At 59.5% G+C, this 12,733-nt stretch carries 11 protein-coding genes; 2 read left to right on the top strand and 9 right to left on the bottom strand.

Annotated features, from left to right (window positions below):
* Positions 1-114 precede the first annotated feature (114 nt).
* Genes hemW through ADH66_RS00780 form a run of 3 tightly spaced genes read right to left on the bottom strand, consistent with a single transcriptional unit; the run spans position 115 to position 3,833 of the window.
* A complete protein-coding gene (hemW, locus tag ADH66_RS00790) occupies positions 115-1,215 on the bottom strand; it encodes a radical SAM family heme chaperone HemW (RefSeq protein ID WP_066536899.1) in 1,101 nt (366 codons plus the stop codon).
* Between the two features lies 1 nt (position 1,216).
* Positions 1,217-3,019: a translation elongation factor 4 gene (gene lepA / locus ADH66_RS00785; protein WP_066536901.1), complete on the bottom strand. Its 1,803-nt coding sequence runs from the start codon at positions 3,017-3,019 to the stop codon at positions 1,217-1,219.
* Between the two features lie 16 nt (positions 3,020-3,035).
* Complete coding sequence (locus tag ADH66_RS00780) at positions 3,036-3,833, bottom strand: alpha/beta fold hydrolase (RefSeq protein ID WP_066536906.1); 798 nt, start codon at positions 3,831-3,833, stop codon at positions 3,036-3,038.
* A 218-nt stretch (positions 3,834-4,051) separates the two neighbouring features.
* Between ADH66_RS00780 and ADH66_RS00775 the strand changes: the two genes are divergently transcribed.
* Positions 4,052-5,452: a glycine--tRNA ligase gene (locus ADH66_RS00775; protein WP_066536908.1), complete on the top strand. Its 1,401-nt coding sequence runs from the start codon at positions 4,052-4,054 to the stop codon at positions 5,450-5,452.
* Positions 5,453-5,612: 160 nt separating this feature from the next.
* The gene (locus ADH66_RS00770; RefSeq protein ID WP_066536910.1) at positions 5,613-6,863 is read left to right on the top strand and encodes a hypothetical protein; all 1,251 of its coding nucleotides are present in this window, start codon (positions 5,613-5,615) and stop codon (positions 6,861-6,863) included.
* A gap of 140 nt (positions 6,864-7,003) precedes the next feature.
* On the opposite strand, the gene ADH66_RS00765 is transcribed toward ADH66_RS00770, so the two are convergent.
* From ADH66_RS00765 to ADH66_RS00740, 6 genes are all read right to left on the bottom strand, one after another.
* The gene (locus tag ADH66_RS00765; protein ID WP_236757152.1) at positions 7,004-7,522 is read right to left on the bottom strand and encodes a Gx transporter family protein; all 519 of its coding nucleotides are present in this window, start codon (positions 7,520-7,522) and stop codon (positions 7,004-7,006) included.
* A gap of 11 nt (positions 7,523-7,533) precedes the next feature.
* Positions 7,534-7,923 (bottom strand): NusG domain II-containing protein, encoded by a 390-nt coding sequence (locus tag ADH66_RS00760; RefSeq protein WP_066536917.1) that lies wholly within the window; start codon positions 7,921-7,923, stop codon positions 7,534-7,536.
* A complete protein-coding gene (locus ADH66_RS00755; protein WP_236757270.1) occupies positions 7,923-9,068 on the bottom strand; it encodes an FAD:protein FMN transferase in 1,146 nt (381 codons plus the stop codon). The genes ADH66_RS00760 and ADH66_RS00755 overlap by 1 nt, the downstream gene beginning before the upstream one ends.
* Positions 9,069-9,073: 5 nt before the next feature.
* A complete protein-coding gene (locus tag ADH66_RS00750; RefSeq protein WP_066536922.1) occupies positions 9,074-9,691 on the bottom strand; it encodes a cytidylate kinase-like family protein in 618 nt (205 codons plus the stop codon).
* 208 nt (positions 9,692-9,899) lie between these two features.
* Complete coding sequence (locus ADH66_RS00745; RefSeq protein ID WP_066536924.1) at positions 9,900-12,095, bottom strand: alpha-galactosidase; 2,196 nt, start codon at positions 12,093-12,095, stop codon at positions 9,900-9,902.
* A gap of 15 nt (positions 12,096-12,110) precedes the next feature.
* A complete protein-coding gene (locus ADH66_RS00740; protein ID WP_066536926.1) occupies positions 12,111-12,683 on the bottom strand; it encodes a DUF4364 family protein in 573 nt (190 codons plus the stop codon).
* Between the last annotated feature and the right edge of the window lie 50 nt (positions 12,684-12,733).

Raw genomic sequence — 12,733 nt, 5'->3', positions numbered from 1 at the left:
ACCGCCTCCTTCGTGCCAAAGTATAAAGCTCTTATTTCAAAAAGGGAACCCACGGGGCATAGAACCGCCTAAAATCAACGGTCTACGCTCCGTGGAGCTTATGAGCTCATGAGCTCAGTCTAAAAGCCTTGAGAGCAGCGCGTTCGACACCAAAAAGCCCTTCGGAGTGAAGCTGACCCTGTCGGGACAGATATTCAAGAGGGTATTGGGGCACCGGGCCGCCCGGCCCCTTACGAGGGCGAAAAGCTCCCGGCCCTCCTCGCCGAAGCGGTCGGCACATTCGCTCTCCATAAGCCCCCTTGAGAGCCGCAGGTTCAGCATGGCGAACTCGCCCGTGCCGCCCCCGGGGCCGTCCTCCGTGGGCCCCTCCCCCCGGAGATAAGCGGAGAGGTCCCGCCCCCACTGAAACCGCCGCCCATTGTAAAAGGAGTGGGCCGCCGGACCCAGGCCCAGGTATTCGTCACATCGCCAGTAGCAGAGGTTATGCTTACTCTCAAAGCCGGGCCTTGAAAAGTTGCTTATCTCATACTGGGCATAGCCCAGCTCTCTAAGACGTTCTACGGTGAATAAATATTGGTCGGCGGTGCTGTCGTCCTCGGGCAGTATAAGCCCCCGGGACGCGAAGGGGGTTCCGGGCTCTATCTTCAGAATATAGGCCGAGATGTGCTCCGGGAAGAGCCCCGCCGCAAAGCTTATGCTTCTCTCAAGGCTTTCTATAGTGCTCCCCGGCAAGGCCAGCATCAAATCAAGAGAGATATTTTTAAAGCCAGCGGTCCTTGCACCCTCCACCGCCTGCCGCACACCCTCCGGGCCGTGCTTTCTCCCCAACAGGCGCAGCTCCTCCGTATTGGCCGACTGCATACCCATGGAGAGCCTGTTGAACCCGGCGGCGGAAAGCTGCCGGAAAAAGCCCTCGCTTACCCCTGTAGGGTTTGCCTCGCAGGTTATCTCCGCGTCCCGGACAAGGTGGAAGTATCTTTTTGCGCCCTCCAAAAGTCTTCCAAGCCGCTCTGCCCCTATTATACTGGGTGTGCCGCCGCCAAAGTACACCGTACCGACTTCCCGGGCGCAGTCCGCTCCATACCCGGCCATCAGCTCCAGGGTTCGTTCCACGTACTTATCCACTGTCTCAGCCTTTGGGGCCAGGGAGTAAAAATCGCAGTACGGACATTTTCCTTCGCAGAAGGGCACGTGTATATAGAGCCCCAAGCCCATATTACTCCTCCAGCTTCAGCACGGCCATAAAGGCCTCCTGGGGCACCTCCACCGTGCCCAGCTGGCGCATACGCTTCTTGCCCTCCTTCTGCTTCTCCAAAAGCTTCTTCTTGCGGGTAATGTCGCCGCCGTAGCACTTGGCCAGCACGTCCTTGCGAAGGGCCTTCACCGTCTCCCGGGCGATTATCTTGCCGCCTATGCAGGCCTGGATGGGCACCTCGAAAAGCTGGCGGGGGATATTTTCCTTGAGCTTCTCGGTCATCCTCCGGGCCCGGGGATAGGCCTTGTCCGTGTGCAGTATAAAGGACAGGGCGTCCACGGTCTCGCCGTTTAAGAGTATGTCCAGCTTCACAAGCTTCGACTCCCTATAGCCAAGAAGCTCATAGTCGAAACTGGCGTAGCCCCTGGTGCGGGACTTTAAAGCGTCGAAGAAGTCGTAGATTATCTCGTTTAAGGGCAACTCGTAGTGTATGTCCACCCTGTCGGTGTCCAGGTACTTCATGTCCATAAAGGTCCCCCGCCGCTCCTGGCATAGTTCCATAATGCTGCCCACATACTCCGCGGGAGAGTAGATGTGCGCGTTGGTGATGGGCTCCTGGGCGCCGGCTATGGTGGCGGGGTCCGGGTAGTTGGTGGGGTTGTCTATTGTAAGCTCCTCGCCGTCGGTCTTTCTAATTTTATAGACCACGCTGGGGGCGGTGGTTATGATATCCAGATTGTACTCCCGCTCCAATCTCTCCTGGATTATCTCCATATGCAGAAGCCCCAGAAAGCCGCAGCGAAAGCCAAAGCCCAGAGCCACCGAGGTTTCGGGCTCGAAGGTTAAAGACGCGTCGTTTAGCTGAAGCTTCTCCAAAGCGTCCCGAAGGTCCGTATAATGTGCACCGTCGGCGGGATAAATACCGCAGTACACCATGGGCTGCACCGCGCGGTAGCCGGGTAAGGCCTCCGCCGCCGGGCGCTCCGAGAGGGTGACCGTGTCGCCGACCCTTGCCTGGCGCACGTCTTTTATGCTGGCGGCGATATAGCCCACCTCTCCGGCATATAGGGCCTCGGCGGGCTCAAGAGAGGTGGCCCTTAAAAAGCCGCACTCCACCACCTGGAATTCCCCGCCGGTGGCCATCATGCGTATGGAGTCCCCTGTCTTAACCGTACCGTCCTTCACCCGCACATAGACTATGACCCCCCGGTATGGGTCATAGTAGGAGTCGAAGATAAGAGCTTTAAGGGGCGCGTTCTCGTCGCCCTGGGGAGCCGGTATATCGCTGACTATCCGCTCCATGACCTCGTCAATATTTATCCCGTTCTTGGCGGAAATTCTCGGCGCGTCCATGGCGGGTATGCCTATCACGTCCTCTATCTCGCGGCATACCCGCTCGGGGTCGGCGCTGATAAGGTCTATCTTGTTCACAACGGGCACTATCTCCAGCCCCGCGTCCACGGCGAGATAGGTGTTGGCCAGAGTCTGGGCCTCTATCCCCTGGGAGGAGTCCACCACCAGCACCGCTCCCTCGCAGGCCGCCAGAGACCGGGAGACCTCATAGTTGAAGTCCACGTGCCCGGGGGTGTCTATCAGGTTGAAGACATAGTCCTTGCCGTCCCTGGCGGAATATACCAGGGTGACGGCGTGGGCCTTTATAGTTATGCCACGTTCCCGCTCCAGGTCCATATTGTCCAGAAGCTGGTCCTCCATCTCCCGAAGGGGCACGGCACTGGTCTGCTCCAGTATCCTGTCCGCAAGGGTGCTCTTGCCGTGGTCGATATGGGCCACTATGCTGAAATTGCGTATTCTGCTCTTGTCCATTCTCTATACTCTCCTTCTATAGCCGTCCTTCATTAAAGAACCGGCTTATCCTCTGGTTAAAGTCCTCTGCCTCCTCATAGGCGGCATGTCCCAGGCCCTCGTACATATAAAGCCCGCAGTCAAGGGCCCCTGCTATCTCCTCAGACGCTTCACCAGTAAGCACCCGGTCCTCGCTGCCGCCCAGCACCAGCGCGGGGCATTTTATCCTGTGAAGCTCCGGGTATGAGTTGCAGCTAAGGCAGGCCCCGGCCGAGCTTATAAAGCGCTCAGCCTCCCTCTCCCTGGGCCTTGTCAGTCTGGCGATTGCCGGGAACAGCCAGCCGCGCTTTTTGATATACTTTGCCGAGTACATCTTCATGAGTATGTCTTTTACAAAAGCGTCATAGTCCCCGGCTTTGGCCAGCCTTATCCAGGTGTTCACGGCCTCCTCCATCACCGGGTTCACCCTTGAAGCCGTGACCCCCAGCGCCAGCCTGCGCACAAGCTCCGGGTAGTATATGGCAAGGTACTGGGCAATCATGCCTCCCTGGGACACGCCGAACACGTCCGCGCCGGTGAGCCCAAGCCGCTCCATCACATATGCCGTGTCCTCCGCCATGTCCCGGAGCGTGTACCTCTCGGGGATATCCTCCTTCTTGTCTATCACATAGACCCTATGGGTTTTCCCGAACTCCCTGTACATATATTTCAGCCCCTGCGCAGCCCCCTTCACCCGCTGGAAACTGAGCCCGGGGAGCATCACCAGCGGCTTGCTGCCGGAGCCGAAGCTTACGCAGTCTATGGACGTGCCGTCCTTTGGGACAGTGTGGGTCATAGGCGGTCTCCTCCTTGAGTATGGGGCCGTCATTTGCCCCGAAAGCCCCGCGCTTTCCCGATGGAATGCGCAGGGGCTTTTTAATTATAACCGTTTGACCTGCCCGTGTCAACGCGCCCCCAGGGGGAAAATTGCAAAAACCTCACGTTTTCCTTGCAAATCACGCCGGAGTTTGGTAAAATACTGGTATGTTAAAGTAGAGAAAGGACGTATTGACTATGCAGCATACTGATAAGACCATGGACATGATAACCGGCCTTTGCAAGACCCGGGGCTTTATCTTCCCGGGAAGCGATATATACGGGGGATTAGCCAACACCTGGGACTACGGACCCCTGGGCTCCCGGCTCAAGAACAACATTAAAGACACCTGGCGCAAGCGCTTTATCCAGGAGCGCCGCAGCTCCTTCGAGGTGGACGCGGACATACTTATGCACCCCAGGGTCTGGGAGGCCAGCGGCCATGTCCAGAGCTTTTCCGACCCCCTTCTGGACTGTAAGGAGTGCAAGATGCGCCACAGGGCCGACAACCTCATCGACGACTTCGACCCCGAGGCCCACGCCGACGGCATGACCAAGGAGGAGATGTTCCAGTATATAAAGGACCACCATATCCCCTGCCCCAACTGCGGCAAGCACAACTTCACCGACATCCGGGAATTTAACCTGATGTTCCAGACCTTTCGGGGCGTGACTAACGACAATAAGTCCGTCATCTATCTGCGCCCCGAGAACGCCCAGGGGGAGTATGTGAACTTCCTCAATGTCCAGCGGACTATGCGGGCCAAGCTGCCCTTTAGCATCGGCCAGATAGGCAAGGCCTTCAGAAACGAGATAACCCCCGGCAACTTCACCTTCAGGACCATCGAGTTTGAGCAGATGGAGTTCCAGACCTTCTGCAAGAAGGGCGACGACGAGGAGCTCTATTCATACTTTAAGGAGTACGGCAGAAAATACTTCGAGGACCTGGGCCTCCCTGCGGAGCGCCTTAGGTTCCACGACCACGAGAAGCTGGCCCACTACGCCAAGGCCGCCTGCGACATCGAGTACCTGTTCCCCTTCGGCTGGGGGGAGATAAACGGCACCCATAACCGCACCGACTTCGACCTTACCCGCCACCAGGAGTACAGCGGTCAGAAGATGGACTACCTGGACCCGGAGACAAACGAGAAGTTTATCCCCTATATCATTGAGAGCACCTACGGCCTGGACCGCACCGTGCTGGCCGTCCTCTCGGAGGCCTACGACGTGGAGGTGCTGGACGAGGCGAAGAACGATTCGAGAGTTGTCCTGCACCTGAAGCCCTGCCTCGCCCCCTATAAGGCCGCGGTGCTGCCCCTTTCAAAGAAGCTCTCGCCCAAGGCCCTTGAGGTCTACGACCAGCTTAGTAAGCACACGATGGCCGACTTCGACGAGACCGGCTCCATCGGCAAGCGCTACCGCCGCCAGGACGAGATAGGCACGCCTCTTTGCGTCACCATCGACTTTGAGACCGTTGGGGACAGCGAAAAGCCCGCCGACAATTGCGTCACCGTCCGGGAGCGGGACAGCATGGCCCAGGAGCGGGTGCCCATTGAGGGATTGGAGAGGTATATAAAGGAAAAGATTGGGGAGTTCTAAGAGAGGAGCTGTACGGCGAGCCGGTCTACCCCGGGACTGAGAGCCTGAGTACAGCATACCGGCGGTCGTGGACGGCAGGCGGCTCTCCGGGGACGAGATGGCGGAGATGGTCAGAGAGGTACAGGAAAAGCGAAAGCAATAGCATAAAGAAGGAGCCCATATGAAAAAAACACGCGTATTATTAGCACTGCTTTTGGCCCTGCTGGTACTTGGGGGGCTGTTCATGGCCGCGGCCGACGACGTGCCCGGCAGCATGGATGTGAGCCCCGGAGATGGAGAAGAGGAGCCGCCCGTGGTCATCGACCCGACAGAGCCGCCCATAGAGCCCACGGCTCCGCCCATAGACCCGACGGCTCCTCCCGGCCCCACGGACACACCTACGGATAACCCGGGTCCCACAGACAATCCGGGCCCTACGGACGCACCAACTGATGAGCCCACCACTGAGCCCACTGATGAGCCTACCGCGGCGCCTAGTGAAGAGCCCACGCCCGAGCCGCCCCAACCCAACAACAATACCAACGGCGGGGGCACGAACCAGGGCTCGGCCACCAGTCCCAGCGTCAATATGGGCGGCGGCATACGCCAGCCCAGCACCAGCTCCCGGCGACCCATAAGCGGCAGCTCCTCTCAGGGCGGCGGCAGCCAGGGCAGCTCCACCGGCGCCCAGGCCCCGGTGGACGACGGACCCCAATACGTGACCTTTGCCCGGGTGACCCAGAAGAGCAACGCCATGTCCAGGACCCTGTTTTACAGCGGGGCGGCCTGCGTGGGTACAGGGGTGCTGGGGCTGATCGTCCTTGTAGTGTTCATCGTCCGGGGCCGCAATGTTGACGACCGGGAGGAGATATTTGCCGAGATAGAGCAGGCGGCGGTCCGCCAACCCCTCCGGCCCCGTCAGCCCCAGCAGCAGGCGCGGACGTATGAGGACGACCCATATGCCCAGTATGACCGGCAGGATTATGGCTATGACAGGCCCGAGCCCCAGCTGTATAGGCCCGAGCCCGAGGACCTGGCTGTGCCGGTAAACGGCAGCGTATACACCGAGGAGTTTGATGTTCCCCCCCAGCCAATGGATTACCAGGAGCCTATGGTGCCGTCGGAGGCCTCTATGTACACCGAGGAATTCGAGCCTCCGCGCCAGACGCCGCCGGACAGGGGGCCCATCATGCCCACTCAGGCATCTGTTTACACCGAGGAGTTCTCACTGCCCGAGGAGATGTCCCAGCCGCCTGTTGCACAGCAATATGCCCCACAGACGCAAGCTGTTCCTCCGCCGGTCCGGCGCCGCCCCCAGGCTCCCGCCCCAAACCCGGCGCCCCAGCCGCGTCCGGCCTCCAAGGTGCCGCCGGACCAGATGGACACCACGGAGCTGCTTCGAGAGATACTTTACGGTGACGATAGTAAGTGATATTTAGAAAGACGTATAAGGGCATTTTATAACGGATACGGAGCAATCCCTTTTGGGGCTGCTCCGTACCCTTTTTTATACTGAAATTTTGGCGGTTCCTGTAAACATCAGTTTTCTTCGTGATCTGCGGTATGATCTTATCACTTTTTCCCGCCTGTCAGAAACCCTCCTGCCTTCTCAAGCAGCGGAAGGCTTGCCCTCAGTACCGCCCCGGTCAGCAGGCCGGTTATAACCGACGCCGCCATCAGCACCGGCGCGTATGCGGCCACTGCCTGTCCCATCAGCGCGAAAGCCGTCAGCAGTTGCCCGGAGTTGTGCGCAAGGGCCCCGCAGACGCCCGTAAGGGATAGGCTTGCCCGGGTCCTTTTCAGCAGTACCCAGGCGCAGAGGGTGCTCAGTATTCCGCCTGACAAACTCATCGCCCCTGCCGTAACTCCCCTGGTCAGCAGGGCAAAGCCGCCCTTTATCACCGCCAGCGCCATGGCAAAGGGCAGCCCCAGGGTCCCGGCGGCGTACATCATGACCACATTCGACAGCCCCAGCTTTGCCCCCGGGGGCATACCGGGAAGGGGGGGCAGCATCCCCTCCAGCAGGGAAAGGGTCAGCGCCAGCGCCGCCAGCAGCCCCGAAAGCGCCGCAAATCCAGCTTTTTTTCTCACTTTTTCCTCCGCTAATATGTCTCTGCGTCCAGATTTTGGCCTGTCCTTGGACCCTCCAGGCGCAACACTATCCTGCCGGGCAGACACACGGCGCTCTCCCCGGCCCGGGTGAGGAGCCCCGCACGCCGGCAGGTCTTGTCGGGGCAGCTGGCCTCTAGTACCCGGGCGCCCTCCCTTGAGAACTCCAGCGTAAGCGTAATGCCGTTCTTCCCCGCTATCTCCACCAGCTCCGGGGCTTTAAGTCCGCCCAGCTCCTTTGTAAGTATCGTCTCGCCGTCCCGCTCAACTATTGCTCTTGTGCCTTCGGGCCCTATCCGGGAGAGGACAAGCCATAGGGCCGCCGCCAGGACCATAAGCAGAAGTATGGGCAGCTCCCGCCTGTTGAAAAGCCGCCGCTCCATCAGCCGTCCCCCTCAAGGGAATAGCCCCCGGCGGTCAGAGTGAACCTGTCTTTAAGGCCTTCGGTGACCGTTATCACATCGTTCTCATCAATAAAGAGCCCCTCGGCCCCATAGCTCTCCAAAAGCTCCAGGCCGTCCTCTGTGCCCAGCACAAAGCAAGCTGTCGCCAGCCCGTCGCTTAAAGCCCCGGGCCACCACGCGTCCACCCCCGGCGGGCACCACACCGTCACGGACACCAGGCCGCTCTCGGCAGGGTAGCCGGTGCGGGGATCCAGGAGATGACAGTACCTTTTGCCGTCCTGTTCAAAATACTTCTCATAGCTGCCGGAGGTAGATATGTACCCGCCGTCCAGCTCCAGAACCCCCAGGCTCCCGGTCTGGTCCTCTTTAGGGTTCCGCACGCTGACACGGAAGGGCCCGCCGTCGGGCTTTTCTCCCCGGAGGCATACGCTGCCCCCCACGGAGGCGACCATGCCGGAGATCCCCTCCCGATAGATAAGCTCCGCCGCCTCGTCACAGGCCGCGCCCTTGCCCACGGCCCCCAGGTCCAGGGCCATGCCGGGCTCTATGAGGGACACACGATATCTTGTGCCCAGGCAGTCCAAATGGCTGCCGTCCTCGTTGGGAACCGCATACAAATACTCCTCGCTGTCCATGGACAGCTTTCTGTAGTCCACCAGAGCCAGGGCTTTCTCCAGCTCTTTTTCGTCGGGCAGACGGGGCTCGCCGTCAAAGTCCCAGAGCCTTGTCACCGGCCCCAGGGTTATGTCCAGGGCCCCGCCGCTCCTTTCGCAGAGCTCCAGCAGCTCCTCCAGCAGTTCCCCGGTGGCCGTGCTCTCGTCCACAGTCACCGGCTCCCCGCCGGCCTGACTGTTCATTTTCGCAACGTCTCCGTCCCTCCGCCAGGATATCTCCCGCTCAAGCTCCCCTATCCTCTGCACGGTTTCCGCCGCGGCCTTTTCCGGCTCCCTGCCCCAGACCGTCTGCCGCACATAGCTGCCCATGGCGAAGGAGTCGAGCTGATATTCCCGCTCCCTATGGGCGAACTGCCATATGGCCAGCCCCGCCAGCACCAGCGCCAGGGGCAGCAGAATAAGTATGGCCCGCTTACCCTTGGGCAGGCGGGCCTTGCTTTTCTCTGTCACAGGCTTCAACGGTCCAGCCGCTTGGCCGCGTCCATCAGGATATCCACGGCCTCGTCCACCGTGAAGCGGGAGGTGTCAAGGGTGATGTCGTAGTTCTGCAGGTCGTCCCAGCGCTTGTTGGAGTAGAAGTTGTAGTAGTTGGCCCGCTGTTTGTCCTTCTTGGTGACGAAGTCCGAGGCCTTGCGCTCTTCACAGTCCTTCTTGGCGATGGAACGGCGGACGCGTTCCTCCTTAGAGGCGTGCACAAACACGTTCAGGCAGTTCTCGTGCTCCCGGAGGATGTAGTCCGCGCAGCGCCCGATTATCACGCAAGGGCCGTCTGCCGCAGCCTTTTTGATGATGTCGGACTGGATTATAAACAGCTTGTCGTTGATGGGCATCTCGTTGATGCCGGGCACCCTTGCCCCGAAGGAGTAGCTGCCCATGACCATGGAGTACAGAAGGCTGCTGGTGGCCTTCTCGTCGGCGTTGGCAAAGACCTCCTCTGACAGACCGCTCTGCTTTGCGGCCATGGCGATAAGGGCCTTGTCATAGAAGGGAACATCCAGCTGGCGAGCCAGCTTCTCCCCGACTTCGTGGCCTCCGCTGCCGAACTGGCGGGAAATGGTAATGACTGGTAACATATTGGAACCCCCTTTACGTGGATTTGTTGGTATGCTCCAGGAATCGACTATATTTCAGTTGAAATCTGGATAGTTTCTCTATATATAATATAGCGCATTTTATTCTAAAAGTCAATAGTTTTTGGAGTATGTTTATGGCCTTCGGCAAGACCTTGGGCTCCTCGCCCAAACCTCGCCAGCGCCCTGGGCGCGCCGGATCGCCCTCGTTTTACTCCGCCGTCAGGTGCACGGTGACGCTGGAGCCGTCCTCCGGCCCCGGCCACGGCTGGGACAGGTCAAGGCCAGCCGCCATCAGCAACGCGCCGGAGCAGACCTGCTCTGTTCCCTCAACACGGTACATCTTCTCAGGGTCAAGACCCCGCAGGCGCTTCATCTGATAGTAGTTCTCCGGCTTGCGCATGACCACCCTGGTGAACAGCGCCTCCTCCTTGTCCGGGCTCACCAGCTCCCAGTCGCAGAAGAAGGGGTCCACCGCCGGGTCCGTCAGCCGGTATAGGTCACCGTAATGGGTCAGGTCATAGTATTTATGGTAGTCTGCTACCTGCTTCTTAGCCCACTCCTTCTCCTCCTCGGTCATCTTTAAGGGGTCCAGCTCAAAGCCGTGGGTACCCATTATGGCCACGTTCCCCTTGGTCTCAAAGCCCGTGCGTGGGTTCGCGGACACGTGGGCTCCCATGCAGGCCGGGGGATAGCACAGGCTTGCCCCCATCTGTATGGTAAGCCGCTCGATGGGGTCGGTGTTGTCGCTGGTCCATATCTGTGGCGAGTAGTAGAGCATACCAGGGTCAAACCGCCCGCCGCCGGAGGAGCAGTTCTCAAGAAGGATATGGGGCCAGGTGCTGGTGACCCGCTCCATCAGTTCATAGACCCCCAGCACGTACCTGTGGAAGAATTCCCCCTGGCGCTCCTTCGGCAGCACGGCGTTGCCGGCCTCGGAGATATTGCGGTTGCAGTCCCATTTTATATACTGTATGTTGTTGTTCCCGATGACCTCAGCCATCTGGTCAAAGATATTGTCCCGGACCTCCTTGCGGGTCATGTCCAGCACGCACTGGTTGCGGCTGAGACTTTCCTCCCGGCCCTGGGCCTTTATTATCCAGTCCGGGTGGGCCCTGTAGAGGTCGCTGTTGGGGTTCACCATCTCCGGCTCGTACCATATGCCGAAGCTGAGCCCCTCTGCGTTCACCCGCTCTATAAGACTCTTGATGCCGCCCCTTAGCTTATTCTCGTTCACCTGCCAGTCCCCAAGGGCCTGGGTGTCGTCGTTCCGGGTGCCGAACCAGCCGTCGTCCATCACCAGCATATCCACGCCCAGTTTCTTTGCCTCCCGGGCGAAGTCCACCAGCAGGTTATCGTCGAAGTCGAACACCGCCGCCTCCCAGCTGTTTATGAGCAGGGGGCGTTTTTTATGGGTCCACTGGCTGCGCATGAGGTTGTTCATAAACAGCCTGTGGAGGCTTCTGCTCATGCCGCCAAGCCCCTCGGTGCTGAAAACGGTCAGAACCTCGGGTGTCTGGAATATTTCCCCCGGCTCCAGATGCCAGCTGAAGCTGCCGGGGTCTATGCCCGCCAGGACCCTTGGGCAGCCCAGGGTATCCACCTCGGTCTCAATGGAAAAGTTTCCGCTGTAGACTATGCTGATGCCGATGGCCTCCCCCTGATCCTCGTCCGCGCCTTTTCTCAAAAGGGCCATAAAGGGGTTATGGTTTGGGCCGGTCATGCCCCTTTTCGAGCGTATGCTCTGTATGCCGTGCATCAGGGGGTGCCGGGTAACTGTGTTCTCCTTGGCCCAGCGGCCGTACATATGCACCATATCGTAGTCCATAGTTGGCAGCTCCAGGCACATACTGTAGGCCCGCCGGAGCTGTACGGCGCTGCCGCCGGTATTCTCCACGCGCATACTCCTGGCCATTGCGCCGTTTTTGGCAAAGACGGTATAGCTTAGATAAGCTTTCAGCCCGGTAACTTTATCCAGCATTTCTATCTCCAGGGTCTCGGCCTCGTCCTCTCCCGCAAAGGCGGCGGGCAGCTTAAAGCCCTCCACGGCGTACAGCTCCGGCTTGCCGGGGTAAATCCTATGCCCCATGTAGCGCAGGTCCGTGACACAGTCCCCCGCCGTGGCCTGGGCCTCTATGGCGGATATCCTGAAGTCGCCGGTGCTGTTCCCGGGGAGCTCCTGGGGTATGGAGTCCAGGGAGAAGCGCCTGTCCCGGACCTTGGGGTTCCTGGGGGACAGGGAGTCGTACCAGCCCCTGTACATCAGGTGGGACAGGTCCTCGTCCGGGACTTTGGGGCCATAGTAGAGGTGCACAAGATAGCCCTGCTCATAGGCCATGAAGGCGTAGGTGGAAACGTCCGTGTCCAGCTTGAAGATGTTGGTTTTTTGGTCGAATTGAATTGACATTTTTACACTCCCTTTTTAACTGAAATATTCCCTGGCGAATTCCCTGTCGCCGGTCAGGGCAGCCAGCAGAAGCTGGTAGACCCCCTCCGGGTCCTTATAGAAATTCTCCTCTATCACCCGGGCCTGGGCCCGGTCGGCCACGTACAGCCCCAGCTCCATCAGGTCCCCGCCGTCCCCGCCGGAGATAACGCACCGCACCCGGCAGCCGTTTTCCAGGTCCTCTGTCTCCACGCGGTTCTCCCTCTTGGCCCGGGCCCTTGCCAGCAGAGACACCGCCGCCGCCAGGGCCTTATCCCTCACTGCCAGCGGCAGGCCGGTATCAAGACTAAGAGCTATCTCCCGGCCTGTGGGCTCTATCACATAGCCCTCGGGGGTGCTGCTGATATGCCCCAGCCCCTCAAGGCCAGCCAAAGCGTCACCGGTCTCGAAATAGTTTGCTAGGGCCTTGCCCTGCATAATGCCTGATATGTCCTCCCCCGTAAGGGGCGCGTTGACGCTTGCGAGGATATAGCAGATGAGTATGCGTATATCGTTCTTCGTCCAGAGCCCGCCGGGGTCAACACCACCGGTAAATGCGTCCTTGTCCATGGGATACTCCTTATCTATCCACTCACTTCATCAAACTTCTTTTCCAAAAC

The organism is Acutalibacter muris (assembly GCF_002201475.1).
Taxonomy (GTDB): domain Bacteria; phylum Bacillota; class Clostridia; order Oscillospirales; family Acutalibacteraceae; genus Acutalibacter; species Acutalibacter muris.
This window is presented reverse-complemented; position numbering and strand designations above follow the sequence as displayed.

What these genes read in the sequence shown, in the direction of transcription:
- hemW (WP_066536899.1), bottom strand. Translation starts at nt 1,215, where the DNA reads ATGGGCTTGGGGCTCTATATACACGTGCCCTTCTGCGAAGGAAAATGT.
- lepA (WP_066536901.1), bottom strand. Translation starts at nt 3,019, where the DNA reads ATGGACAAGAGCAGAATACGCAATTTCAGCATAGTGGCCCATATCGAC.
- ADH66_RS00780 (WP_066536906.1), bottom strand. Translation starts at nt 3,833, where the DNA reads ATGACCCACACTGTCCCAAAGGACGGCACGTCCATAGACTGCGTAAGC.
- ADH66_RS00775 (WP_066536908.1), top strand. Translation starts at nt 4,052, where the DNA reads ATGCAGCATACTGATAAGACCATGGACATGATAACCGGCCTTTGCAAG.
- ADH66_RS00770 (WP_066536910.1), top strand. Translation starts at nt 5,613, where the DNA reads ATGAAAAAAACACGCGTATTATTAGCACTGCTTTTGGCCCTGCTGGTA.
- ADH66_RS00760 (WP_066536917.1), bottom strand. Translation starts at nt 7,923, where the DNA reads ATGGAGCGGCGGCTTTTCAACAGGCGGGAGCTGCCCATACTTCTGCTT.
- ADH66_RS00750 (WP_066536922.1), bottom strand. Translation starts at nt 9,691, where the DNA reads ATGTTACCAGTCATTACCATTTCCCGCCAGTTCGGCAGCGGAGGCCAC.
- ADH66_RS00745 (WP_066536924.1), bottom strand. Translation starts at nt 12,095, where the DNA reads ATGTCAATTCAATTCGACCAAAAAACCAACATCTTCAAGCTGGACACG.
- ADH66_RS00740 (WP_066536926.1), bottom strand. Translation starts at nt 12,683, where the DNA reads ATGGACAAGGACGCATTTACCGGTGGTGTTGACCCCGGCGGGCTCTGG.